Origin of the sequence: Streptomyces sp. NPDC090025, assembly GCF_044748125.1 — a bacterium.
Lineage (GTDB): Bacteria > Actinomycetota > Actinomycetes > Streptomycetales > Streptomycetaceae > Streptomyces.
On record NZ_JBIVFL010000022.1, the window covers coordinates 1 to 25,214 of the forward strand.

Sequence of the window (25,214 nt, forward strand, 5' to 3'; positions counted from 1 at the left end):
CAAGGTGCGGACGCTTCCTTTGTACTCACCCTCGCGGGCTTTCCTCCGGGCGCTTCCTTCGTTCTTGCGTTTCCGACTCTATCAGATCTTTCCGACCCGATTTCCTCGGTGCTTTCCGGTCCGTTCGCTCCAGCTTTTCGGCTTTCGCTCCGGGCCCTTCCGGCGGTTCCGACTCTATCAGATCCTTTCGGCGTCTGATTCCCAGTCAGCGGGGTTTGTCTTCCGGGCTGTTGGGCCCTTCCGACGTCCTGAACTCTAGCGGATTTCCCTGGCGACTCATAATCGAGTCTTTCGAAATGAATTTCGGCATGCCGAAATTCGTCCCGTCAGGGAGATCGTGCGGAGTTGAGGTTGCCGCTTTCGCGGCGGGATGGCTGTCGAAGAACCGTTCCGGCTCCGTGACAACTCGGAGAACACTACGCGTCCCCAGGGGCCGTGTCAAACCTCGCCCGGCCCCCGGTTCCGGGCCCGGTCGGCGCCCAGGTCAGGGCCTCAGTCGAGGTCCGTCAGGCGGCCGCCGGCGTCCGGTTGGGTCAGCTCCACCCGGCGCAGCAGCCGGATCAGCATCTCGCCGAGGGCGCCCCGCTCCTCCGTGCTGAGGTCCTGGAGGAGCTCCTCCTCGAAGTCGGTGGCCATCCGCATGGCCTCCAGCCACTTCTGTCGGCCCTCGTCCGTCAGCTCGACGATCACGCGCACCCGGTTGTTCTCGTCCCGGTCGCGGGTGACCAGGCCCTCGCCCGCCATGCGGTCGATGCGGTGGGTCATGGCGGCCGGGGTGAGGCCGAGGCGCTTGGCGAGCTCGCCGGGGCCCAGGCGGTAGGGGGCGCCGGAGAGGACCAGGGTCTTCAGGACCTCCCACTCGGCGTTGCTGATGCCGAGGTCGGCGACCTGACGGCCGTACGCCACGTTCATCCGGCGGTTCAGCCGGCCCAGGGCGGAGACCACCTTCTCGACCTGGGGGTCGAGGTCGCGGAATTCGCGCTGGTAGGCGGCGATCTGCTCGTCGAGGGTCGGCTCCTGGGGGGCCTGGGGGCCGGACGGCTCGGGGGTGTCGGACATGCGGCGAGTATCCCACGGCAGGCGTTGGCGTTGAAGTCCTTCTATGTGTATTGTTAAGGATCTAATTTTAGTGTTGAAGTCTTCAGGGCTCAGACCTACAGGGCTGAACCCGCGACCGAGGTAGGTGAGTGTGACCAAGGCGATGGGCGCAGCGATGCGCAGGATTCAGGCAGGCAGCGCGCTGAGCGCGTTCGGACTCGGCTTCACCGTGCCGTACCTCTATGTGTACGTCGCTCAGGTGCGGGATCTGGGCGCGGCCACCGCGGGCGTCGTCCTGGCCGTCTTCGCCATGGCCGCGCTCGTGGTCCTGCCCTTCAGCGGTCGTGCCATCGACCGCCGGGGCCCGGTGCCCGTCCTGATCGTGGCCTCGCTCCTCGCGTCGGTCGGCGCGCTGGGCATGGGCTTCGCGGCCTCGGTGCCCACGGCCGTCGGCTCGGCGGCGCTGCTCGGTGCCGGTACGGCGGTGACGCAGCCCGCGCTCGCGACGATGATCGTGTGGTGCTCGACCCCGGTGACCCGGACCCGCTCGTTCGCGACGCAGTTCTTCCTGCAGAACCTGGGTCTCGGTGTGGGTGGTCTGATCGGCGGCCAGCTGGTCGACGCGTCCCGGCCGAACAGCTTCCTGCTGCTGTTCTCCATCGAGGCGGTCATGTTCCTGGTCCTCGCCGGGATCGTGATGACCGTGCGGATGCCGGAGTCGGCCGTCCTGGCGGACAAGCGCCCCGGCGGCAAGGCCGGCGGCGGTGTGAAGGCGCTGCTCGGGCACAAGGCGATGGTGCAGCTGTGCGTCCTCGGCTTCGTGCTGTTCTTCGCCTGCTACGGGCAGTTCGAGTCGGGGCTCGCCGCCTATGGCACCGAGGCCGCCGGGATCGACCCGTCGACCCTGGGCATCGCCCTGGCCGCGAACACCGCGGTCATCGTGGCCGCCCAGTTCCTGGTGCTGAAGTTCGTGGAGCGCCGCAAGCGCACCCGGGTGATCGCCTCCGTCGGTCTGATCTGGACCGTGGCGTGGCTGTTCGCCGGGTACGCGGGCCTGGGCCACGGCAGCCAGGCGATGGCGACGGCCGCGTTCATCTCGACGTACGCGCTGTTCGGTCTCGGTGAGGCGATGCTGTCGCCGACGGTCGCGCCGCTGGTGGCGGATCTGGCGCCGGAGTCGATGGTCGGTACGTACAACTCGGCGTTCGCCCTGGTGAAGCAGCTGGCCCTGGCGGTCGGCCCGGCGGTCGGCGGGCCGATGGGTGCCGCGCTGCACGGGCCGTACATCGTGACCTTCGTGCTGTTCTCGCTGGGCATCACGGTGCTCGCGGTGCGGCTGGGCAAGCGGCTCACGCCGGTGCAGAACCAGCCGTCGCTCGCCGCGTCGAAGGTGGTCGCGCGTCGGGAGCCCGAGCGGGAGCACGCGGCGGCCTGACCCTGCTTCCTCCACGGATACGGCGGTGGGGGGGGGGGGGGGGGGGCGGGGGGGCCCCCCGGGGGGGGGGGGGGGGGGGGGGGCAACCCCCCCCCCCCCGGGGGGCCCGGCGCGGGCCGCCCCCGGGCGGGGGCGGGGGGGGGGGGGGGGGGGGGGGCGCGGCGGGGCGCGCCCCCCGCGGCCCCCCCCCCCCCCCCGCCCCCGGGGGGGGGGGGGCCCCCCGCCCCGCCCCCCCCCCCCCCACCGCCGTATCCGTTGTCCGTCTTCCGTCAGAGCCGCATCGCCGTGGCGTCGCCCTTGCCCCGCTCCAGCGGGACGGCGTCCTTGGCCGCGCGGCCCCTGGCCCGGTTGAAGGCGACGGCCGGGTCGTCGGCGTCGTCCCAGGGGTGGGCGCCGCACCAGGGGCCGATCCGCCGGAACTGTTCGAGGGCCAGGTCCTTCAGGCCCGCCTCCAGGAGGTAGTGCGCGAGGAGGTGGCGCAGCCGGGGCAGCGCGGTGTGGGCGTCGTCGACGCGGGCGAGGGAGCGGGCCACCTCGGTGAGGACGGGGACGGACTTGCGGGCCTTGGCGGCGCCGGTGCCGCCGCGGCTGTCCAGTTCGGTGAGCGCGTGCAGGTACATGCCGGCGAGCGGGCTCCCGACGGGTGCGGCGTTCACGGCCCGCTCGGCGAACTCCAGCATGGCCCGGTCCGAGCCGTGCCACTTCCCGCACCAGTACTGCAGGGCCTGCCAGTGGCCGTCGTAGTGGTGCGGGGCGCGGGCGGTGAGGCCGGCCCAGAGGTTCTCGAACTGTCCGTGGGTGTACGACAGGGCGCGCGCGGTGGTGATCATGACGACCCAGGGGCCGGGGTTGGCCGGGTCGGCCTCGGCGGCCTTGGACGCGGCGGCCATGCCCGCCGGGAGCATCTCCTTGAACTGGCGCATCCGCTCGGCGGGCACCTTGTGGGCGTACTCGCTGCCGCGGATCTCCCAGGCCCGGTGCACGAGCAGGGCGGCGTACAGGGTGCCCGCGTCGCCGTTGGCGGGCTCGGCGGCCCGCCAGGCGGTCAGCCAGCTGTCGTCCTGGTTCGCGATCTGCTGGAGGAGTTCGGTGCGGGACCAGCGCTCGTCCCAGTCCTCGCCCGCGGCGGCGACGTACGCGGCGGCCCGGCGCCAGTCCCCGGCCCAGGCCGCGTCGGCGACGGCCTGCATCTCGCCGACGCGCTGGGGCGACGGCGGCGGTCCGGCCCGGCCGGTGTCGAGGGCCTCGAAGGGGACGAGTCCGTACGCGGACGGTACGAAGGAGTCGCGGACCCAGCGGTCGGTGGTGGACAGCACGCCCGCGCCGCCGCTCCGGCTGTCGCCCGAGCGCTCGCGGAGTTTCTTGACGAGCGTGAAGAGGAACATGCCGATGGCGAAGATGAGGAATATGGACACGGCCGGAATCCTCATACGCGCAGGTCACCCGCGGCAATGAATATTCCGGGCCGGCTGGGACGGGAGTCCCGGCCGGAGGACTGGCCGGAGTCCCGGCCGGAGGACTAATCGGGCAGGGCGAACTCGCACCACACCGCTTTTCCGCCGCCGGGGGTGCGGCGGCTGCCCCAGGACGAGGCGATCGTCGCGATGATCGAGATGCCTCGGCCCGCCTCGTCCTCGGTCTCCGCGCGGCGGCGGCGCGGCAGGTGGTCGTCGCCGTCGGTGACCTCGATGATCAGGCGGCGGTCGGTGCGGCGCAGCCGGAGCCGCATGGGCGGGGTGCCGTGCTGGAGGGAGTTCGCCACCAGTTCGCTGGTGGCGAGGACCCCGAGGTCGCGCAGCTCGACCGGGAAGCGCCAGCTGGCGAGGACGCCGGAGGCGAAGGCACGCGCGCGCGGGGCGGCCTCGACGCCGCCGAGGAGTTCCAGGGCGGCGTTGTGGAACAGCTCGGCGTCGGGGCCCTTGCGGGCCGGGTGCTGGAGGACGAGGACGGCGACGTCGTCGTCGTGCTCGGCGGTGACGCCGAGGGCGCGCAGCAGCCGGTCGCAGACGACCTGCGGGGTGCCGGTGGCGCCGGACAGGGCGCGCTCCAGGGCGAGGACGCCTTCGTCGATGTCCTCGCGGCGGCGCTCGACGAGGCCGTCGGTGTAGAGGACGGCGGTGGAGCCGGGCGGCAGCGCGATGGTGCCGGAGGTGTGCAGCCAGCCGCCGGTGCCGAGCGGCGGTCCGGTGGGGTCCTCGGCGCGGCGGACGGTGCCGTCCTCGTCGCGGACGAGGATCGGGAGGTGGCCGGCGGAGGCGTAGACCAGGCGGCCTTCGTTGGGGTCGTGGACCGCGTACACGCAGGTGGCGATCTGGCTGGCGTCGATCTCGGCGGCGAGGCCGTCGAGCAGCTGGAGCACCTCGTGCGGGGGCAGGTCGAGGCGGGCGTAGGCGCGGACTGCGGTGCGGAGCTGGCCCATGACGGCGGCGGCGCGGACGCCGCGGCCCATGACGTCGCCGATGACGAGGGCGGTGCGGCCGGCGCCGAGGGTGATCACGTCGTACCAGTCGCCGCCGACGGCGGCGTCGGTGCCGCCGGGCTGGTAGGTGGCGGCGATGCGGAGGTCGTCGGGCTGCTCCAGTTCCTGCGGGAGCAGGGAGCGCTGGAGGGTGACGGCGGTCTCGCGGTGGCGGCGCTCGCTGGCGCGCAGCCGTTCGGCGGCCTCGGCGTGGTCGGTGACGTCGGCGGCGTGGACGAGGACGCCGCCGTCGGCGAGGTGGGGGCTCTCCACCGGGAGGCAGGTGACGGTGTAGGAGCCGCCGTCCTGGGTGCGGCGGGATTTCACGGTGCGCGGCTTGCCGCTGCGGAGCACCTGGTCGAGGAGGGGCAGCAGGCCGAGTTCCTCGGCCTCGGGGCAGGTGTCGGCGACGGTGAGTCCCGGGGTGCGGGGGCCGAACGCGGTGGCGTACGCCTCGTTGACGTAGGCGATGCGGTGCTCGGGGCCGTACACGAGGGCGATCAGGCCGGGGAGGCGGCCGACGATCTCCCGCACGGTGAAGTCCTCGAGGGCGGGGACGCCGGGGACGGGGTCGGCGAGGTGGTCCGGCTGGGGCCCGTACTCACCGCGGGCCGCGGGCACGGAGCCCTCGGTCCCGCGGGACGCCGCGCGGCGCTGCGTACCGGGGAGCCGGGCGCTCCAACGGGTGAAGTTCACGGATCTGTATGCCTCGTGGTGTCGTTGCCGTGCAGAGTCACTCTGTGCAGGTGTGAGCCCACCTATGGTCACACGTCCAGTGTGGACGAGTGCACTGACAGTGATGTCAGCCCGCGGGCTCGTCCGGTGGCTTGTCCTTCGGCGCGGGTGGAGGTGCGGCGGCGAGTTCGAATTCGGCGCGCGGATGTTCGAGCGAGCCGAGGGAGACGATCTCGCGTTTGAAGAGGCCGGACAGGGTCCATTCGGCCAGGACGCGGGCCTTGCGGTTGAACGTGGGGACCCGGCTGAGGTGGTAGGCGCGGTGCATGAACCAGGCCGGGTAGCCCTTGAGTTTGCGGCCGTAGACGTGGGCGACGCCCTTGTGGAGCCCGAGCGAGGCGACGGAGCCGACGTACGCGTGCGTGTAGTCCTTGAGCGGCTGCCCGCGCAGCGAGGCGGCGATGTTCTCGGCGAGGACCTTCGTCTGGCGGACGGCGTGCTGGGCGTTGGGCGCGCAGTCGGTGCCGGGCTCGGCGGCGGTGAGGTCGGGGACGGCGGCGGCGTCGCCCGCGGCCCACGCGTGTTCGACCCCGGCGACGGCGAGCTGCGCGGTGCAGCGGATCCGGCCGCGTTCGGTACGGGGCAGGTCGGTGGCGGCGACCAGCGGCGCGGGTTTGACGCCCGCGGTCCACACGACGGTGCGGGTGGGCAGCCGGGTGCCGTCGCTGAGCACGGCGACCCGGTGCTCGCAGGAGTCGAGCCGGGTGCCGAGCCGGACGTCGATGTTCCGGCCGCGCAGCTCGCGGACCGCGTACCGGCCCATCTCCGCGCCGACCTCCGGGAGGATCCGGTCGGACGCCTCGACGAGCACCCAGCGCAGGTCCTCGGGCTTGATGTTGTGGTAGTACCGCGCGGTGTAGCGGGCCATGTCCTCGAGTTCGGCGAGGGCCTCCACGCCCGCGTACCCGCCGCCGACGAACACGAAGGTGAGGGCGGCGTCGCGGATCGCGGGGTCGCGGGTGGAGGACGCGATGTCCATCTGTTCGATGACGTGGTTGCGCAGCCCGATGGCCTCCTCGACGGTCTTGAAACCGATGCCGTGATCGGCGAGTCCGGGGACCGGGAGGGTCCGGGAGACCGAGCCGGGCGCGATCACCAGCTCGTCGTAGTCGAGCCGCAGACCACCCAGGCCCTCCTCCTCGGTGGCCGGGGTGGCGACGTCCGCGGTGCGCTTGGCGTGGTCGAGGGCGCGGACCTCGCCGATGACGATCCGGCAGCGGTCCAGGACCCGGCGCAGCGGGACGACGACGTGCCGCGGCGAGATCGAACCGGCCGCCGCCTCGGGCAGGAAGGGCTGGTAGGTCATGTACGGCTCGGGGGTGACCACCGTGATCTCGGCCGTACGGCTCCGCAGCTCCGCCTTGAGCCGCCGCTGGAGGCGCAGCGCGGTGTACATACCGACGTAGCCGCCGCCGACGACGAGAATGCGCACAGGTTCGGTCACTGTCCCATGACGCACCGCCGTCCGGGGTTTGTCCACAGGCCCGGCAAATTGTGTGACCGGAGAGGTACGGAGGCGCGGGGTGGCGGACGAGTTGTCCTGGCCGTGAACCGCGCAGGTCAGGACGGGAGTGGTGGGTGGTGTTCCGGGCCTGAATCGGGAGGGTCCGGGTCCTTGCTCCGATCGGGGGGCGCACCGTACGGAACTGCCCCTTCTGAATTGACCCGGACTCAACTATGTTCGTACTTCGTCGGGGTGTCGGACGGTCGTGCGTGGACCAGAGGCGCGGCAGGATCGGACCCCCGTGTCAGGGCGGGGAGTCTCCGGGGGGAGACATCATGAGCGGGGGAACGCTTATGCAGATTCAGGATTCGTACGGCCAGGTCCGTACGGCGCAGTCGGTGCCGAACGGCCGTTCCGCGCCGCTGCGCGTGGACGCGCAGCGCAATCTCGAGCATGTGCTCAGGGCCGCGCGCGAGGTCTTCGGCGAACTCGGTTACGGGGCGCCGATGGAGGACGTGGCGCGCCGCGCCCGGGTCGGTGTCGGCACCGTCTACCGCCGATTCCCCAGCAAGGACGTGCTGGTCCGGCGGATAGCCGAGGAGGAGACCGCGCGGCTGACCGAGCAGGCCAGGACGGCGCTCGGGCAGGAGGACGAGCCGTGGTCGGCGCTGTCCCGGTTCCTGCGCACGTCGGTTGCCTCGGGCGCCGGTCGGCTGCTGCCGCCGCAGGTGCTCCGGGTCGGTGTCGACGAGGTGCTGCTGCCCTCGGGCGCGGTGGCCGCCGACGACGCGGCCCGGGTCCCGCAGCAGCGGGTGGTCGCGCCGAACGGGACCGCGTCCAACGGGGCCGCGCCCGCCCACAACGGCACCTCCAACGGCACCTCCAACGGGGCTTCGGTCAACGGCTCGTTGCTCGGCGGACCGCTGGGCGGCCAGCTCACCGGCCAGCTCGGCTACGGCGACGCGGGCGACCCGCGGATCGTGGCGCCGCGCGCGGTGCCCGCCGCCGAGCAGGACGACGCGGGGGCCGCGGAGCTCCTGGAGGTCGTCGGCCGGCTCGTGGACCGGGCCCGGGAGGCGGGCGAGCTGCGCCCCGACGTGACCGTGTCCGACGTGCTCCTCGTGATAGCCACCGCCGCGCCCGCGCTGCCCGACGCGGCGCAGCAGGCGGCGGCCTCGGCCCGGCTCCTGGACATCCTCCTGGAGGGGCTGCGCTCGCGCTGACCCGTCGCCCCTGAGGGCGCGCCCTCCCCGGAGGTCCGAGTGGACCTCCGGGGATGACACGAACGGATGAGCGGTCACGCCCCGACACGGGAAGTCGCCCCGGACGAGTGGTAAGTGGACGCGGGGGTTCGGCACGCCCGCGCTCTGTGGCAGGCTTGACCGAGTTCGGGTCCGAGCGTGCAAACGGGGGCTTCCGCGATGAGCGGTGACAGTCGGGACGAGACGTCGGCCGCCGCCGGTACCACCGGGACCGGTCCACCCGCCCGGCAGGTGCCGAACCAGGGCGGCCCGGCCGGTGCCACCGCCCCCGGGGCCCACGGTCCCGGCACGGCGGAGGCCAGCGTCCCCCAGCAGCGCGAGGGCGGCGCCGACTTCGACTCCGTCCTGCCACCCCCGCTCGACCTGCCGCCGTCCGACGGCGAGCTGGTGCAGCGGATGCGGGAGGGCGACGACAGCGCCTACGAGGAGCTGTTCCGCCGCCACTCGGCCGCTGTCCGCCGCTACGCCCGCACCTGCTGCCGGGACGCCGACACCGCCGACGACCTGACCGCCGAGGTGTTCGCCCGCACCCTGCAGGCGGTACGCGGCGGCGCCGGGCCCGAACAGGCCGTGCGCGCCTATCTGCTGACCTCGGTCCGCCGGGTCGCCGCGACCTGGACCAAGACCCAGAAGCGCGAACAGCTGGTCGAGGACTTCGCACTGTTCGCCGAGGAGGCGGCCCGTACGACCGAGTCCGAGCAGGCCGCGACCTTCGGCGCGGGCCTCGACCTCGGCGCCGACGTGCTCGCCATGCACGAGGCCGAACAGTCCCTCGCCATGCAGGCGTTCCGGTCGCTGCCGGAACGCTGGCAGGCCGTGCTGTGGCACACCACCGTCGAGGAGGAGTCGCCGAGCGAGGTCGCCCCGCTGTTCGGGCTGACCGCCAACGCGACCGCCGTGCTCGCCAGCCGGGCCCGCGAGGGCCTCAAGCAGGCATATCTGCAGGCGCACGTCAGCCAGTCGCTGACGGCGGGCGGCGACTGCGCCCGCTACGCCGACCGGCTCGGCGCGTTCGCCCGCGGCGGCCTGCGGATGCGGGCCGAGCGGGGCCTGCGCAAGCACCTCGACGAGTGCGCCAAGTGCCGGCTCGCCGCCGGTGAACTCGCCCATGTCAACGCCGGGATCCCGGCGCTGCTGCCGATCGCCGTCATCGGCTGGTTCGCCGCCGGGTACTCGCTCAAGGCCGCCGGAGTGGTCGCGGGCGGGGTCGCCGGCGCGGGCGCCGCCGGAGCCGCGGCTGCCGCCACCGGGGCGGGCGCGACCGGCACCACCGCCGGTGCGTCCGCCGGATCGGCCGCCGCCGCCGAGGGCCTCGGCATCCCGGCGAAGGCGGGCCTCGCCGCCGTCGCCGCCGTCGCCGCCACCGCGGGTCTGGTGTGGGCGCTGACCGGCGCCGAGCCGGAACCGGTGGCCAAGCCCACCGCCGCGCCGACGGTCGTCGCGCCCGTCGAGACCCCGCCGCCCCCGCCCGTACCGGCCCCCAAGCCCACGCCGAAGCCGACCCCGCCGCCGGTACCGCCGCCGCCCCCGGCGCCCAGCGCCAAGCCCACACCGAAGCCGACCCCGGCACGGACCACGCCGCCACCGAGCCCGAAGCCCAAGCCCACGCCGCGGCCGACCCCGCCGCCCAGCCCGAAGCCCACCCCGCCGAAGGCGACCCCGAGCCCGACCCCCACGCCCGCGCCGCCCGCCGTCTACCAGGTCAACCGGCTCGAGTACGGCATCTTCGGCGACGGCACCAAGCCGGAGGTCGACCTCGCCCGCAGCAGCTGGATGTGGCAGCGCTCCCGGCTGGCCATGGACGGCACCCGCTACGCCCACGGCGTCAGCGTGCACGCCCCCTCCTCGCTGTACATCGACCTCAACCGGAGCTGCGTCAGCTACGACGCGGTCGTCGGCGTCGACGACATCACCGTCCCGATCGGGCCCGGCGGCGTCCGCTTCTCCGTCTACGGCGACGACGAACGCCTGTGGACCTCCCCGGTGCTGCGCCGCGGCGACACCCCCGTCCCGGTCCATGTGAGCCTCGCCGGGCGCACGACGCTGCGCCTGGTGGTGGAGGAGCACACCCCGTACGGGCGGGCGGCGGTCGCCGACTGGGCGGAGTCCCGGATCAGCTGCTCGTAGGCGGCGCCGGTATCTCCTCCGGCGCGGCCGCGTGCGGCGCGAGGAGGGCGAGCAGGCCCTCCGGGGTGAGGTCCCGGCCCGCCGCGTCGGCGGCGGCCCGGGCGGCCGGGCCGAGGACCTCGGCGGCCTTGGTGGTGATCCGGTCGGCCTCGTCCTGCTCGAAGACGGCCCTCGGGACGTCGGTGCGCAGCCGGTCGGCGGCGGCCAGCGCGGTCACGGACAGCGGGAGTTCGCCCGCGAGGGACAGCGCGATGGCGATTCCCTCGGTGAGCGCTGCCGTGATGAACTCCGCGCACCCGACCTCCACGCCGAGGCGCAGCGCCTCGATCGCGTGCGCCACGGCCGTCGCGCCCGCGCCCTCGTGGGCCTCGACGCGGGCGGTCAGGCCGCGGGCCACGGCGAGGAAGTGCGGCAGCGGGCTGGAGCCGGTGGTCTCCGTACGGCCCTGCTCGACCTGGCGGCGGGCCTCGGCGACGTCCCCCTGGTAGAGGGCGATCCAGGCCCGCAGGAAGCAGACATAGGTGAGGGGCTCCAGGACGTGGTAGCGCGCGGCGGCCGCGTCCGCCTCGTCGAGGCCCTTGACCGCCGCGTCCATCTCGCCGAGCCGGAAGTCGAGTTCGGCGAGCCGGGCGAGCAGGAACGGGGACTCGGCGTGCGCGCCGACCTCGCGGGCCAGGTCCAGGGCCTCCTGGTACGCCTCGCGGGCCTCCGCGTGGCGCCCGCGCATCATGTGGGCCTCGGCGGCGGCGCTGCTCGTCTGGGCGCGCATCCAGCGGTCGCCGACCCGGCGGGCCAGGGCGCGCAGCTCGTCGAGGGCCTCGTCGACCCCGGCCACGCCGCCGGGCATGTCGACGACCATGTGGGTGCGGAACATCAGGGCGACGCCGATCTCCCATTCGCCGCCGTGGCGGCGGGCGTTGTCGACGACGCTGTCGAGCAGGACGAGGATGTCGGCCGGTGCCTCGGTGAGATAGGTGGTGAACGGCCAGAGCAGGCCGGGGAACCGGGCGGTCTGCGGGCCGCGGTGGGCGGCGAACGCGTCGCGGACCCGGCGGACCAGGGCGGCGGCCTCCGGGTCGTCGGCGAAGCCCTGGAAGCCCTGGCTCTCCACGGCGAGGAAGTACTGCAGCATCCGCAGCTGCATCCGGGGCCAGTAGCGGGGGTCGCTCTCGTCCTCGGGGTCGGTGCCGAGGCGCAGCGCGCGCTCGACCCATGCCAGGCCCTCGGGCCGGTAGTTGCGCAGCCACCAGAACCAGCCCATGGCGAGGACGAGGCGCTGTGCGCCGGTCTCGTCGGGGTGGCCGGGGGCGGTGGCGGGGGCGGTGGCCCGGTGCAGGGCGGCGCGGATGTTGTCGAGGTCGCGCTCCAGGCGGTCGATCCAGGGGAGCTGGTCGCCGGAGCGGAGCAGCGGCTCGGCGGTCTCGGCGAGGGCGGTGAAGTGGGCGGTGTGCGCGGCCTCGGCGGCGGCGCGCAGCCGTGGGGTCTCGGCGGCGCGCTCGGTCGCGTACTCGTGGATGGTCTCCAGGAGCCGGTAGCGCATCTCGCCGTCCTCGGTGGGGGTGGCGACGACGAGCGATTTCTCGACGAGGCTGCCGAGGGTGTCGAGGGTGTCGACGCCCTCGGCGGGGTGAGCGAGGCCAGCGGGGTCGGCGAGGGCTTCGGCGGCGGCGAGGTCCCAGCCGCCGGCGAAGACGGAGGTCTGCCGGAGCAGGGCCCGTTCGGCCTCGTCGAGGAGGTCCCAGGACCAGTCGACGACCGCGCGGAGGGTCTGCTGGCGGGGCAGCACCGTGCGGGAGCCGGAGGTGAGCAGCAGGAAGCGGTCGTCGAGGCGGTCGGCGATCTGGCGCGGGGTGAGCAGCCGCAGCCGGGCGGCGGCCAGTTCGATGGCGAGCGGGAGGCCGTCGAGGCGGCGGCAGATCTCGTCGACGGCGGCGGCGCTCTCGGCGTCGGCGTCGGCCCGGAAGGCGGGGCGGACGGTGCGGGCGCGCTCGGTGAAGAGCCGGTGGGCGGGGGCGGGCGGCAGCGGTTCGACCGGGCGGACGGCTTCGCCGGGGACGCCGAGCGGCTCCCGGCTGGTGGCGAGGATCCGCAGGTCGGGGCAGTGGGTGAGGAGGACGTCGGCGAGGGCGGCGGCGGCGCCGATGACGTGCTCGCAGTTGTCGAGGACGAGGAGCAGCGGGCGGCGGGCCAGGTGCTCGACGAGGTGGGCGGTGGGGTCGTCCTGGAGCGGGACGCCCTCCCGGGTGATCAGGTTGGTCTCGCGCAGCCGGAGCGCGGAGAGCACGGCGCCGGGGACGGCGTCGGGGTCGTCGAGCGGGGCGAGTTCGGCGATCCAGGCGGCGGCGCCGACGGCCTGCCGGGCGGCCTCCTCGGCGAGCCGGGTCTTCCCGGAGCCGCCGGGCCCGGTGAGGGTGACGAGCCGGGAGTCCGCGAGGTCGGCGCGCAGCGCGGCGAGGTCGGGTTCGCGGCCGACGAAGGAGGTGAGCCGGGGGCGGATGTTGCCGGGCTCCTCGGCGGGCGGCACGGTGGATCCGGGGGCGGGCGTGGGGGCGGCGGCGGGCCGGGGCGGGGGCGGGTCGCCCGCGAGCAGTTCGGCGTGCAGCGCGGTCAGCTCACGGCCGGGGTCGGTGCCGAGGCCGTCGGCGAGGGTGCGGCGGGCGCTCTCGTACGCGGCGAGCGCGTCGGCCGGGCGGCCCTCGGCCCGCAGGGCGCGGATCAGCTGGGCGTGGAAGGTCTCGTCGTACGCGTACGCCCCGGTCAGCTCGGTCAGTTCGGGCACGAGCCCGTCGGTGGCGCCGCGCCGCAGGTCGGCCTCGACGCGCTGGCGGAGCGCGGCGAGCCTGCGGGCCTCGGTCCGCACGCCCGCGTGCTCGGGCAGATCGGCGAGCGCGGGCCCGCGGAACAGGCCGAGCGCGGCCCGCAGCAGCGCGGCGGCGGCCTCCGGGTCCCCGGCGGCGAGCCGGGTACCGGCCTCCCGCACCTGCCGCTCGAACACGAACAGGTCGATGTCCTCGGGGCGCGCCACCAGCCGGTATCCCCCGGGCCCGGACTCGACGGCGTCCTTCCCGAGCACCCGGCGCAGCCGCCCGACGAGCGCCTGCACCGCGGCGGCGGCCTCCAGCGGCGGCTCGTCCCCGTACACGTCGTCCACCAGCTCCCCGACGGACACCGTCCGCCCGCCCCGCGAGGCGAGCGCGGCGAGCAGCGCCCGCAGCCGGGCGCCACCGAGGGGAAGGGGCGCGCCGTGGGCGTCGAGGACATCGGTGGACCCGAGAATCAGAAACCGCACCGCCCCATTCTCGCGGCTGCCCGGGCCGTACGCCTCGGGGTTTCCCCGGAGAGGGGCGCGCGGGGCGCGCGGGCCCGGTCAGAACTCGGCGGTGTCCAGGTCGAAGCCGAGCGGGCGCGGCAGCGGGGCGACCGTGCCCAGCCGGTGGGCGGCCCGGTGCAGGTACTGGCCCCCCTCCGGAGCGGAGCAGACGACGGCCTCGCCCGACTCCCGGTCGATGAGCAGGTACACCGGGATGCCCGCCCGGGCATAGCCGCGGACCTTCTGGAGGCGGTCGCGGTCCGCCGTCGACTTCGACGTGACCTCCGCGACGAGCAGGACGTCGGCCGCGCCGTGCCATTCCTGATCGTCGGCGTAGCTCCCCTTGGGGGCGATCACGAGGTCCGGGATCACCTTCGAACCGTCGGGGAGGGCCAGACCGACCCCGGTGTACCGGCCGAGCGCGCGGTCGTGGTCCCGGACCTGGCCGCTCAGTTCCGAGACGATCTCCTCGTGTTCACCGTTCGCCGGTGGGACCACCGCGATCTCCCCTTCGGTCAGCTCCAGGCGCCAGCCCTTGGGGGCCGCCGCACTCAAGAGCTCGAAGGTCTGCGCCGCGGACGCGCCCTCGTGGTCGGGCGGCTGCGCCATGGCCATGACGGACCTCCTACGCTCGGTGCGACGCTCCCAGCGTAGGTTCCCGCGCCCGCCGGGAACGGCGCCCCCTTCACTCGAACGGGCGTGCTGTGACGTTTCCGCGCGCGGGCCTCGATCGCCGGTGCCGCGCCCCGGGGGCCCGTCCGCTCGGGCCGTCCGCTCAGACAGTCCGCTCAGGCCGGCAGGGAGCGGGCCGACGGGATCAGGGGGCCGGGGACCGCGCGGTGGCGGGGGGCGGCGGTGCCGGTCCAGCAGGAGCCGCGGCGGGCGAGGAGGCGGCGGAGCCAGAGTTCGGTGGAGATCAGGTCGGCGAGGCCGTCCAGCGGGAGCTGTTCGCCGTCGGCGGCGGCGCGCAGGGCGCGGCGGACCACCCGGGCCTCGATCAGGCCCGCGTCGGCCAGCAGCGGGGCGTCGAAGAGGGCCATCAGCTGGGGCAGCGCGGTGCGCAGGCCCGCGCGGGTGGCGGCGGCCGGGACGGCCGGGTGCGGGGTGCCCCAGCCGGGCGGCAGGTCGTGGATGCCCGCGCCCGCGAGCACCGTGCGCAGCACGCCCGCGCGTGCGTCGGGCTGGACCCGCAGCGATTCGGGGAGGTCGCGGCAGGCCCGTACCACCTGGTTGTCGAGGAACGGGGCGTGCAGCCGCTGGCTGCGGATCTCGGCGGCCTGTTCCAGGATCCGGTGGTCGGCGGCCGCCCGGGCGAGGGCGGCACGCGCGCGTGCCTCGCCGGGCCGCTGGACGGCGGCCGGGAGGGTCGCCGCCCGGGTCAGCCGAACCGATACTTCGGCGAGCGCCTCGCCGGTCAGCCAGCGCGCCGCGGGCCCCGGCCGGGACCAGGCGAGCGCGGAGAGCGACGCCTCCAAGGGGCCGTAGCCGCCGTCGGGCGCCCGGTTGGCCTCAAGCACGCGCGTGGCGGCGCTCTCCAGGCCCGCGCGGTAGGGCGTACGGGCCAGCCTGCGTGCCGCCCGGTACACCTGGAGCGGCACCAGGAGCGCGCCCGCCGACGGGCCGCTCGCCTTGGCCAGCGCGGTCACCGGCCGCACCAGGGACCGGCGCCGCCGGTCCATCAGGAGGTCGGCCAGGCGCGCCGGGTGGGCGTCCAGGACCTGCCGGGCGCCGAAGCCGGTGAAGTGGTCGGCGCTGCCGCCGGCGAGCCGCCTTCGGTGGCGTTCGGCGGAGACCAGGGCGGGGCCCGGCTCGTCGGTGAGCGGACCTTCGAGCTCCGCGTACGGCAGCGCCTCCTCGCCGGCCGCGACGACGACGTGGTGCAGCCGGGGGTTGGCGGCGATCTCGCGGGCCCGGGTGAGTTCGTCCTGGCCGCCGCGCCCGGTGGGCTCGTCGAGCCCGGTGAGGTCGTTGAAGGTGACGGCGAGCAGCCGCTCCCCCGCCCCGGTGCCGTGGCCCAGGATGGTGCCGGGCACGCCGGGCAGCCCGGCCGCGAGCAGCGCGAGGGTGCCGGAGGCGCTGCCGCCGGACAGGTCGGCGCCGATGCCGGGCGCGGGCGCGCCGCCGCGGGCCGCCCGCCGGTCGGCGGGGCCCATGCCCGGCACCGGACCCGGGTCGGGCGGCGGGCTCTCGGGCGCGTGCCGGGGCGCGGTGAGCCGGGCGCGTACGGCGCCGATGAGGGCGTCCCTGACGGCCTCCACGGCCTGCCGGGGGTCGGCCTCGGGCGCGGCGACGGCGAGCGACGACACCGTCTCGTAGCCGCTGATCTCCCGGGAGCCCTCGCGCAGGATCAGCGCGTGCCCGGGCGGCACCCGGCGCACCCCCTCGTACGGGGTGGAGTCGCGCAGCGCCTCGGGCGTCTCGGGGCAGGCGAGCAGCGCGGCCAGGTGTCCGATGTCGAGCTGGGCCTCGGTGAGGTCGGCGAGCGGCAGGGCCGCGGTGCCGTAGGCCGTGCCGCCCGCCCACGGGGTGTGGAACACCGGCCGGGCGCCCGCGAGATCACCGGTGACGGTGATCCGGCGGCCGGCCTTGACGACGGCGGTGTAGCTGCCGGGCCAGGCGGTCAGATGCCGCAGCGCGCCCCCGCGCGCGGTCAGCAGCCCGCGCCGCAGTTCCTCGTCGCTCGCGGCGCAGCAGCCGAGCACGGCGAGCCGGGTCTGCGCGTCGACGTCGAGCAGCCGCACCTCGTCGGGGCGCCAGTCGCCGACCGCCCACAGCGGATCGGGGTCGCCCCAGAGCAGTTGTGCGCCCACCGGATGCACCGTGCGCCCCTCGGCGGGGTCACCGACCGCACCGGCCGCGGGCGGCGCGCCGGGGGTCCCGTACGGCGCCGGGCCCGGGCCGCCGAAGCGCGCGGCGACACTGCTCCAGCCCACCAGCCACCGCATCGCCGCCTCCACAAAGGTCGAGTGGAGGACATGCTGCCATGACAACGGCGCACGGGAGGTGTCGTGGGGGCCAACGCCACAAGGGTGAATGCACCCCTGGCATGGGCCAGTTGACGACCGTCGGGTTTCGGCCATTCTGCACCGGTCGGCGTGGCGGAGGTTTCCCTCCAGGACCCGCGCCGGGTGTCCCCAGGATCCCCTGCCGACCCATCCAGGACCGTTCCGGAACCACGATCAACTCCCGTTGATCATGGGTGAGTTCACGAAGGTTCACGGCAGTCCGGGAGGCGGTCGCCTCCCGGAGCCGTCCGCCGCCCGCGGGGATTGGGGCGACGGTGTCCCCCAGCCCACCCGGTCCAGGACATCGGTCCTCGGCCAAGCGGGCCGACCCACGCAGCACTCATGGAAGCGCTCGCCCCAGAACCCGACGAGAGCGCACGGCCGGGCGCACGGCCGCGCGGCGGGAGCACGCCGGACCGGACAGGGGGCGCCACTCATTCCATCCCACAACAATCTCGCCATACGGAACACCGCCCCTTAACGGTCGGGATCCGGCGAACTACGCTGTGCTTACGAATGCCGCGCGCCTATGCCCGGCGTCGTGGCGGCGTCTGGGTGTCGTGTCGAGGGGTGGCGTCATGTCCAGGGAGCAACGCGGGCCGAACGAAAAGCTCGGCACGGTTCTCGCCCTCGCGGGAATCAGCAATGCCGGGCTGGCCCGGCGCGTCAACGATCTCGGTGCGCAGCGGGGTCTGACGCTTCGTTACGACAAGACCTCGGTGGCCCGCTGGGTCGCCAAGGGAATGGTGCCGCAGGGCGCCGCACCGCACCTGATCGCCGCCGCCATCGGCCAGAAGCTGGGCCGCCCGGTGCCGCTGCACGAGATCGGGCTCGCCGACGCCGACCCGGCGCCCGAGGTGGGGCTCGCCTTCCCGCGCGACGTCGGCGAGGCGGTCCGCTCCGCCACCGAGCTCTACCGGCTGGATCTCGCCGGTCGGCGCGGCGGCGGCGGCATCTGGCAGTCGCTGGCCGGCTCCTTCTCGGTGAGCGCCTACGCGACCCCGGCCTCCCGCTGGCTGATCACCCCCGCCGACCCTTCGGTGGCACGGCTCGCGCCCGGCGCCGTGGACCTGGCGGCACCGGCGGGACCGGACGGCACCGGACCCGGGGCGGGCACCGCCCCCGCCGGATCCGCCGGTACGGGCGGCGGCGCCCCCGGCGAGAACGGCGACCACGCGCGCGTGGGCCACAGCGACGTCGCCAAACTCCGCGAGGCCGCCGAGGACGCCCGCCGCTGGGACTCCAAGTACGGCGGCGGCGACTGGCGCTCCTCGATGGTCCCCGAGTGCTTACGGGTCGACGCCGCACCGCTGCTGCTCGGCTCCTACTCCGACGAGGTCGGCCGCGCCCTGTTCGGCGCCACCGCCGAACTGACCAGGCTGGCCGGCTGGATGGCCTTCGACACCGGCCAGCAGGAAGCCGCCCAGCGCTACTACATCCAGGCGCTGCGGCTCGCCCGCGCCGCCGCCGACGTGCCGCTCGGCGGCTACGTCCTCGCCTCCATGTCCCTGCAGGCCACCTACCGGGGCTTCGCCGACGAGGGCGTCGACCTCGCCCAGGCCGCCCTGGAACGCAACCGCGGCCTGGCCACCGCCCGCACCATGTCCTTCTTCCGGCTCGTCGAGGCCAGGGCGCACGCCAAGGCGGGCGACGGGACCGCCGCCGCCGCCGCGCTCAAGGCCGCCGAAGGCTGGCTGGAGCGCTCCCGGGAGGGCGACCCCGACCCGTCCTGGCTGGGCTTCTACTCGTACGACCGGTTCTGCGCCGACGCCGCCGAGTGCTACCGCGACCTCAAGCTGCCCCGGCAGGTGCGCCGCTTCACCGAGCAGGCGCTGTCCCGGCCCACCGAGGAGTTCGTGCGCTCGCACGGCCTGCGGCTGGTGGTGTCGGCCGTCGCCGAGCTGGAGTCGGGCAACCTGGACGCGGCCTGCGCGGCGGGCACGCGCGCGGTGGAGGTCGCCGGGCGGATCTCCTCCGCCCGCACCACCGAGTACGTCCGGGACCTGCTGCACCGCCTGGAGCCGTACGGGGACGAACCCCGGGTGATGGAGCTGCGCGAGCGGGCGAGGCCGCTGCTCGTGACCCCGGCATGACCCGCCGCCCGGCGGCGGACCTCGCGGTTCACCGCCTCGCGCCGCGTGGCCTCGCGGTCCGTGGCCTCGCGGTTCACGGCCTCGCGGTTCACGGCCCGCGCGGCGGATCAAGGAGTGACGAGCGTCCCAGGGTGCGGGCGGTTTAGCGGGGATGTCAGTGGGCCAGTGCACTATCAGGGGTGGGAGGTGGCGCTGGTGTCCGTGTCGGACCGTTTCGACTGTGATGTGCTCGTGATCGGCGGTGGGATCGTCGGTCTGTCGACCGCGTACGCGATCACGCGCGCCGCCCCGGGCACCCGGGTCACGGTCCTGGAGAAGGAGGACGCCCCGGCGCGCCACCAGACCGGCCGCAACAGCGGGGTCATCCACAGCGGGATCTACTACCGCCCCGGCTCCCTCAAGGCCCGCTTCGCCGTCGAGGGCGCCGCCGAGATGGTCAAGTTCTGCGCGGAGTACGGGATCGACCACGAGGTCACCGGCAAGCTCATCGTCGCCACCGACCGCGACGAGCTGCCCCGGCTGCACGCCCTCGTGCAGCGCGGCAGGGAGAACGGGATCCCGGTCCGCGAACTGGGCCCCGCCCAGATCAGCGAGTACGAGCCGCGGGTCCGCGGCCTCGCCGCCATCCACGTCGGCAGCACCGGCATCGTCGACTACGGGCAGGTCGCCGCCAAGCTCGCCGACGCCTCCGGCGCCCGCATCCGGTACGGCTCCGCCGTCACCGCCGTCGACCGGCGCCCCTGGGGCGTGGCGGTGCGCACGGCCGCCGGACAGGTGGTGCGCGGCCGGGTCCTGGTGAACTGCGCGGGCCTGCACTGCGACCGGATCGCCCGCCTCGCGGGCGACGACCCGGAGATGCGGATCGTCCCCTTCCGCGGCGAGTACTACGAGCTGGCCGACCCCTCCCTCGTCCGCGGCCTGGTCTACCCGGTGCCCGACCCGGCCTTCCCCTTCCTCGGCGTCCACCTCACCCGGGGCATCGACGGCGGCGTCCACGTCGGACCCAACGCGGTCCCGGCGCTCGCCCGCGAGGGCTACGGCTGGTCCGTGGTCCGCCCCGGCGACCTCGCCGAGACCCTCGCCTGGCCCGGCAGCTGGGCCATCGCCCGCGCCCACTGGCGCTACGGGGCGGGCGAGCTGCACCGCTCGCTGTCCAAGCGGGCCTTCACCGAGGCCGTCCGCCGGATGCTGCCGATCGTCGAGGAGCGCGACCTGCGCCGGGCGACCCCGGGCGTGCGGGCCCAGGCCGTGCTCAAGGACGGCACCCTCGTCGACGACTTCCTGATCCGCGAGGGGCAGCGCACGGTCCATGTGCTCAACGCGCCCTCACCGGCCGCCACCGCCTCGCTCCCGATCGGCCGCGAGGTCGCGGGCCGCGCCCTCGCCCTGCTCTGACCGAGCCGCCCGCTCCGGCCAAGCCGCCCGACCCCCCTCGGGCCGAGCGCCGGTGGGCCTCCGCGGCGCCGTGCGGCGGGCGACCGGCGCCGTAGAATCGGGGGCATTGTGTCTGAGCAGCCTGAGAACACCCCGAGCACCCCGCACGCCGCCCCCGCCCCGCAGGGCCCGGCCGTGGACGAGGTCGGCCGGCCCGTCGTACGGCGGGGCAGCCAGCGGTTCGCACCGGGCGAAGGCCCCCTGCCGGACCCGGCCGGGTCGCACCACGAACGCCGGATCCGCAGCTTCCAGCCGCGCCGCTCCCGCGTCACCACCGGCCAGGCCGAGGCCATGCTGAAGCGCTGGCCCGACTGGGGCCTCGACATCGACGGCAGCCGGGTGCTCGACCTGGCCGAGATGTTCGACGGGCTGCCCGTCGTCCTGGAGATCGGCTTCGGCATGGGCGAGGCCACCGCCCAGATGGCCGCCGCCGACCCCGGCACCGGCATCCTCGCCACCGACGTGCACACCCCCGGCCAGGGCAACCTGCTCGGACTCGCCGACCGCAACGGCCTCACCAACGTCCGGGTGGCCAACGGCGACGCCATCATCCTGCTCCGCGAGATGATCGCGCCCGAGTCGCTCGCGGGCTGCCGGGTCTACTTCCCCGACCCCTGGCCGAAGAAGCGCCACAACAAGCGCCGGCTGATCCAGCCCGAGTTCCTCACCCTGCTCGCCCCCCGGCTGAAGAAGGGCGCGCTGCTGCACTGCGCCACCGACTGGGAGGAGTACGCGGAGCAGATGCTGGAGGTGCTCACCGCGCACCCCGACTTCGAGAACAGCCAGGCCGACGGCGGCTACGCGCCGCGCCCCGGCTTCCGGCCGGTGACCCGCTTCGAGGGCCAGGGCCTGGACAAGGGCCACGTCGTCCACGACCTGCTGTTCCACCGGGTCTGAGCCGAGGGTGGGCCGGGGCGGCCGCCGGATGTGTGGATGGTCCGGGTTATCCACAGGCTGGGAGAACCCCCTCGCCGCTGTCGGTGCCGCTCGTTAGGGTCGTTGCGTGTCGTCGAAACCGATGGCCGGACCCACCAGCGAGCCGGCCCCCGCATCCGTCCCCGCTTCCCCGCCCGCCGCGGCGCGGGCCGAAGCGTCGGCCGGTGCGTTCATCCCCGCGCCCAGCCCCGTGCCCGCCCTGGAGAGCGACCGGCCGGACTTCGCCGCCGTGCCGGACCGCGCCAAGTGGCGCTACAAGCCCCGCAAGGACTTCTGGCGCAGCAAACTGGTCCGCGCCATCGCCCTGATCACCGTGCTCGCGATCTGCGCGCTCGCGATCCTCGCGATGGTCCGGGAGGAGACCGGCACCGAGGGCTTCCTCGTCGGCCTCGGGATCGCGACCCTGCCCGTGCCGCTGCTCATCGCCGCCTTCCGCTGGCTCGACCGGGTCGAGCCGGCCCCCTGGAAGAACCTGCTGTTCGCGCTCGCCTGGGGCGCCTTCGCCTCCACGCTGGTGGCGATCCTCGCCAATTCCTTCGCCATCGACTGGATATCCAGCATCTCCGCCGACCCCGGCTCCGCCGAGTCCCTGGGCGCGACCGCCGTCGCCCCGGTCGTCGAGGAGACCGCCAAGGGCGCCGCGCTGCTGCTGCTCTTCCTGTTCCGGCGCCGGGACTTCACCGGCCCGGTCGACGGCCTGGTCTACGCGGGCTTCACGGCCACCGGCTTCGCCTTCACCGAGAACATCCTCTACCTGGGCAACGCCTTCGGCGAGGACCAGGACCTCGGCTCCGGCGGCGTCTCGACGACCGTGGCGACCTTCTTCGCCCGGATCATCATGTCCCCGTTCGCCCACCCGCTGTTCACCTCGCTCACCGGCCTCGGCCTCGGCTTCGCCGCGCTGCTCGCGACCGGGGCGAAGTTCCGCCGCACCCGGATGTGGCTGCTGCCGATCACCGGACTGCTGCTCGCGATGGGCCTGCACGCGACCTGGAACGGCTCGGCGAGCTTCCACCCGCTGGCCTTCGTCCTCGTCTACGTGATGTTCATGGTCCCGGTCTTCGCCATGCTGACCTGGCTGGCGATCTGGAGCCGCCAGAAGGAGCTGCGCACCATCGCGGGCGAGCTCCCGGCGTACGCGGCGGCGGGCTGGCTCGCGCCCGACGAGCCGATGGCGCTCGCCTCGATGCGGGCCCGCGCGACGGCCCGTGGCTTCGCCGCCCGCGGCTTCGGCAAGCCCGGTTCGCGGGCCGTCGGGGAGTACGAGGCGTTCGCCACGACCCTGGCGTTCCTCCGGCACCGGGCCCGCCGCGGCCAGATACCCGGGGACTTCACGGCCCGCGAGCAGGAGCTGCTGCACCACCTGTGGGAGCGCCGCCAGGTCGCGTCGCCCGCGCTCACCTACGCGGCCCGGGCCACCGGCCAGGTGTGGGTGCCGCCGCAGTACCTGGACTACGGCGGCTACAACCCGTACCGGAGCTAGTGTCCTGGGCGGAAGCGGGGGCTCACTCCTCCGACGCCGCCGTCAGGGTGGCCAGCTCCGTGTCCGTCAGGGTCAGGTCGGCGACCGCGAGCAGTGCGGGCAGCTGCTCGACCGTGCGGGCGGAGGCGATCGGGGCGGCGACCGTCGGCCGGGCGGCGAGCCAGGCGAGCGCGACCGTCGCGGGCTCGGCGCCGTGCGCCTCGGCGACCGAGTCCAGCGCGGCCAGCACCCGCAGGCCCCGCTCGGACTCCAGCAGCTCCGTCATCCGCGGGGCGCGGACGCTGTCCACCGTCCTGCCGGGGCGGTACTTGCCGGTGAGGAAGCCGCTCGCGAGACCGAAGTACGGCACGGCCGCGAGCCCGCCCGCCGCGACCGTGTCGAGGAGCGGGCCCTCGTAGGTGGCACGGGAAATCAGGTTGTAGTGCGGCTGGAGGGCCACGTAGCCGGTCAGGCCCTCGGCCTCGGCGAAGTCGAGGGAGGCCCGCAGCCGCTCGGGGGAGATGTTGGAGGCGGCGACGGCCCGCACCTTGCCGTCCTTCACCAGCTGGTCGAGGGAGGTGACGATCTCCTCCACCGGCACGGACTCGTCGTCGAAGTGCGAGTAGTACAGATCGAGGTGGTCGGTGCCGAGGCGGCGCAGCGACTCCTCGACGGCGGCCTTGATGTTCGTCGCGCCGAGTCCCTTGTACTTCGGGTGCCCGCCGACCTTGGTGGCGATCAGGACGTCCGAGCGGTTGCCGCGCGAGGCCAGCCAGCGGCCGATGACGGTCTCGGACTCACCGCCCTCGTTGCCCTCGGCCCAGGCCGAGTAGACGTCGGCGGTGTCGATGAAGTTGCCGCCCCCGGCGACATAGGCGTCGAGGACGGCGAAGGACTGCGCCTCGTCGGCGCTCCAGCCGAAGACGTTGCCCCCGAGAGCGAGCGGGAAGACGTGCAGGTCGGAAGCGCCCAGACGGCGAAGAGAGGTCATGCGGAGTTGCAACCCCCGCCCCGCCGGGCCTATTCCGTCCCACCAGGCCCTGCCTGGGTCAGACCCCGGAGGGGGTCAGACCGACAGGCCCTTGGAGCGCAGCCAGTCCGCCGGGTCGATGCCGTCGCCGGACGGGGTGTGCACCTCCAGGTGCAGGTGCGGGCCGGTGACGTTGCCGGTGGCGCCGACCCGGCCGATGGTGTCGCCGGTGCCGACCGACTGGCCCGCGGCGACCGTCATCGAGGACAGGTGGCAGTACCAGACCTCGGTGCCGTCGGAGAGTTCCAGGACGATCCGGTAGCCGTAGGCCCCGGACCAGCCCGCCGACTTCACGGTCGCGCCGTGCACCGCCTTGACCGGGGTGCCGGTGGGGGCGGCGAAGTCCAGACCGGTGTGGTGGCCGGAGGACCACATCGAACCGGCCTCGCCGTAGGTCGAGGTGATCGTGTACGAGGAGGTCGGCAGGGCGTAGCTGGCGGCGAGCTTGGCGAGCCGCTCGGCCTCCGCCTTCGCCCGGGCCTCCGCCTCGGCCTTCTTCTTCGCCTCGGCCGCCGCCTTCGCCGCCGCGTCCGCCTTGGCCTCGGCCTCCGCGGCCGCCTTCTCGGCGGCGCGCTTCTCCGTCTCGGCCTTCTCGGCGGCGTCGGCCGCGGCCTGCTGCTGCTCGGCCTGCTGGAGGATCCGGGCGCGCAGCGCCTCGCCCGCGTCGGCCGCGGTCCTGGTCTCGGTCCTGGTGGCCGTACCGGCGGCGTGGCCCGCGCCCGCCCCCGTACCGGCGCCGTGGGCGGAGTCCACGACCTCGGTGGTGGTGTAGGTGAGCGCGGTGAGCGGCTGGGTGGCGCGGTTGCCGCCGACGGCCTCGTCGCGCGCGGCGTCGGAGTCGTCCGCTCCGAGCAGGGCGCCGACGCCGGGCAGATCGCCCGGGGCGGGCAGGTCGAGGTCCGGCAGCGCTATCGAGACCGGGGGCTTCTCCTGGGCGGTGGCCAGACCGCCCGCGCCCACGGCGGCGATGACGCCGACGCCGAGCACGGTGGAGGAGCGGGCGAAGTTGGAGCGCTGCTTGACGATCCGGTGGCGGCCGCCCGAGCGGGCGTCGCCGCGCAGGGAGTCCTCGGTCGGGTTCCAGCCGTCCTCCGCGGCGGGCGCGGAGGTGTCCCAGGGCTCCCCTGCTCCGTCCGGGCCGCCCGTCGGTCCAGAAGTTCCGAAGGGGGCGAAGGGGGTATGCGGAGCGGGGGTGTTGGACGCCACGGAGGCGTTCTCCTTTCCTTCCTTCTCGCCTACCGGGTTAGCTGACGGGTTCGGAGCAGGAAGGTCTCCTACGGGCAGTGCCGCACGGGTGCGGCGGGGCCCGATTCACCCCAAGTGGTGGTTCCCCGGTTCCCTTTCGGAATTCGGCGCACGCGCACGGTGCCGTCTCTTGCGACGGCTGGGACGACCGCGCTGCGTTATCGAACGTTAATAGACTCGGCGCTCCGATTCCAAGCCGT

At 74.6% G+C, this 25,214-nt stretch carries 16 protein-coding genes and 1 riboswitch; of the genes, 7 read left to right on the top strand and 9 right to left on the bottom strand.

Annotated features, from left to right (window positions below):
- Positions 1-492 precede the first annotated feature (492 nt).
- On the bottom strand, positions 493-1,059 hold the full coding sequence (locus ACIPXM_RS33540) for a MarR family winged helix-turn-helix transcriptional regulator (RefSeq protein ID WP_401663412.1): 567 nt from the start codon (positions 1,057-1,059) through the stop codon (positions 493-495).
- A 142-nt stretch (positions 1,060-1,201) separates the two neighbouring features.
- Between ACIPXM_RS33540 and ACIPXM_RS33545 the strand changes: the two genes are divergently transcribed.
- A complete protein-coding gene (locus ACIPXM_RS33545) occupies positions 1,202-2,473 on the top strand; it encodes an MFS transporter (RefSeq protein WP_401663583.1) in 1,272 nt (423 codons plus the stop codon).
- Between the two features lie 269 nt (positions 2,474-2,742).
- Here ACIPXM_RS33545 and ACIPXM_RS33550 read toward each other — a convergent pair whose 3' ends face one another.
- From ACIPXM_RS33550 to ACIPXM_RS33560, 3 genes are all read right to left on the bottom strand, one after another.
- Positions 2,743-3,888 carry a hypothetical protein gene (locus ACIPXM_RS33550; RefSeq protein ID WP_401663415.1) on the bottom strand — a complete coding sequence of 382 codons (1,146 nt, stop codon included), beginning with the start codon at positions 3,886-3,888 and terminating at the stop codon, positions 2,743-2,745.
- A 104-nt stretch (positions 3,889-3,992) separates the two neighbouring features.
- Complete coding sequence (locus tag ACIPXM_RS33555) at positions 3,993-5,627, bottom strand: SpoIIE family protein phosphatase (RefSeq protein ID WP_401663418.1); 1,635 nt, start codon at positions 5,625-5,627, stop codon at positions 3,993-3,995.
- A gap of 106 nt (positions 5,628-5,733) precedes the next feature.
- Positions 5,734-7,110 carry an NAD(P)/FAD-dependent oxidoreductase gene (locus ACIPXM_RS33560; protein WP_401663420.1) on the bottom strand — a complete coding sequence of 459 codons (1,377 nt, stop codon included), beginning with the start codon at positions 7,108-7,110 and terminating at the stop codon, positions 5,734-5,736.
- 353 nt (positions 7,111-7,463) lie between these two features.
- Between ACIPXM_RS33560 and ACIPXM_RS33565 the strand changes: the two genes are divergently transcribed.
- Positions 7,464-8,333, top strand: a complete 870-nt coding sequence (locus tag ACIPXM_RS33565) for a TetR/AcrR family transcriptional regulator (protein ID WP_401663423.1) — start codon at positions 7,464-7,466, stop codon at positions 8,331-8,333.
- Between the two features lie 198 nt (positions 8,334-8,531).
- The gene (locus ACIPXM_RS33570) at positions 8,532-10,499 is read left to right on the top strand and encodes a sigma-70 family RNA polymerase sigma factor (RefSeq protein ID WP_401663425.1); all 1,968 of its coding nucleotides are present in this window, start codon (positions 8,532-8,534) and stop codon (positions 10,497-10,499) included.
- On the opposite strand, the gene ACIPXM_RS33575 is transcribed toward ACIPXM_RS33570, so the two are convergent.
- The 3 genes from ACIPXM_RS33575 to ACIPXM_RS33585 all read right to left on the bottom strand — a co-directional run bounded on the left by ACIPXM_RS33575 (position 10,486) and on the right by ACIPXM_RS33585 (position 16,754).
- The gene (locus ACIPXM_RS33575) at positions 10,486-13,788 is read right to left on the bottom strand and encodes an ATP-binding protein (protein WP_401663427.1); all 3,303 of its coding nucleotides are present in this window, start codon (positions 13,786-13,788) and stop codon (positions 10,486-10,488) included. The genes ACIPXM_RS33570 and ACIPXM_RS33575 overlap by 14 nt on opposite strands.
- A gap of 78 nt (positions 13,789-13,866) precedes the next feature.
- Positions 13,867-14,424, bottom strand: coding sequence for a Uma2 family endonuclease (locus tag ACIPXM_RS33580; RefSeq protein WP_401663430.1), 558 nt, complete (start codon positions 14,422-14,424; stop codon positions 13,867-13,869).
- Between the two features lie 173 nt (positions 14,425-14,597).
- On the bottom strand, positions 14,598-16,754 hold the full coding sequence (locus tag ACIPXM_RS33585) for an asparagine synthase-related protein (protein ID WP_401663432.1): 2,157 nt from the start codon (positions 16,752-16,754) through the stop codon (positions 14,598-14,600).
- A 638-nt stretch (positions 16,755-17,392) separates the two neighbouring features.
- On the opposite strand from ACIPXM_RS33585, the gene ACIPXM_RS33590 reads away from it, so the two are divergent.
- The 4 genes from ACIPXM_RS33590 (at position 17,393) to ACIPXM_RS33605 (ending at position 22,760) form a co-directional block, all read left to right on the top strand.
- Positions 17,393-18,907, top strand: coding sequence for an MFS transporter (locus ACIPXM_RS33590; protein ID WP_401663435.1), 1,515 nt, complete (start codon positions 17,393-17,395; stop codon positions 18,905-18,907).
- A gap of 195 nt (positions 18,908-19,102) precedes the next feature.
- On the top strand, positions 19,103-20,302 hold the full coding sequence (gene lhgO, locus ACIPXM_RS33595; RefSeq protein WP_401663437.1) for an L-2-hydroxyglutarate oxidase: 1,200 nt from the start codon (positions 19,103-19,105) through the stop codon (positions 20,300-20,302).
- A gap of 108 nt (positions 20,303-20,410) precedes the next feature.
- The gene (gene trmB, locus ACIPXM_RS33600) at positions 20,411-21,238 is read left to right on the top strand and encodes a tRNA (guanosine(46)-N7)-methyltransferase TrmB (RefSeq protein WP_401663439.1); all 828 of its coding nucleotides are present in this window, start codon (positions 20,411-20,413) and stop codon (positions 21,236-21,238) included.
- 106 nt (positions 21,239-21,344) lie between these two features.
- Positions 21,345-22,760: a PrsW family intramembrane metalloprotease gene (locus tag ACIPXM_RS33605; protein WP_401663442.1), complete on the top strand. Its 1,416-nt coding sequence runs from the start codon at positions 21,345-21,347 to the stop codon at positions 22,758-22,760.
- A 22-nt stretch (positions 22,761-22,782) separates the two neighbouring features.
- On the opposite strand, the gene ACIPXM_RS33610 is transcribed toward ACIPXM_RS33605, so the two are convergent.
- Together ACIPXM_RS33610 and ACIPXM_RS33615 are read right to left on the bottom strand one after the other, a co-directional pair.
- Entirely contained in the window at positions 22,783-23,730 is a 948-nt protein-coding gene (locus tag ACIPXM_RS33610) for an aldo/keto reductase (protein ID WP_401663445.1), read from the bottom strand.
- Positions 23,731-23,805: 75 nt separating this feature from the next.
- The gene (locus ACIPXM_RS33615; RefSeq protein WP_401663447.1) at positions 23,806-24,975 is read right to left on the bottom strand and encodes a M23 family metallopeptidase; all 1,170 of its coding nucleotides are present in this window, start codon (positions 24,973-24,975) and stop codon (positions 23,806-23,808) included.
- Positions 24,976-24,986: 11 nt separating this feature from the next.
- A riboswitch (cyclic di-AMP (ydaO/yuaA leader) is annotated at positions 24,987-25,134 on the bottom strand.
- Between the last annotated feature and the right edge of the window lie 80 nt (positions 25,135-25,214).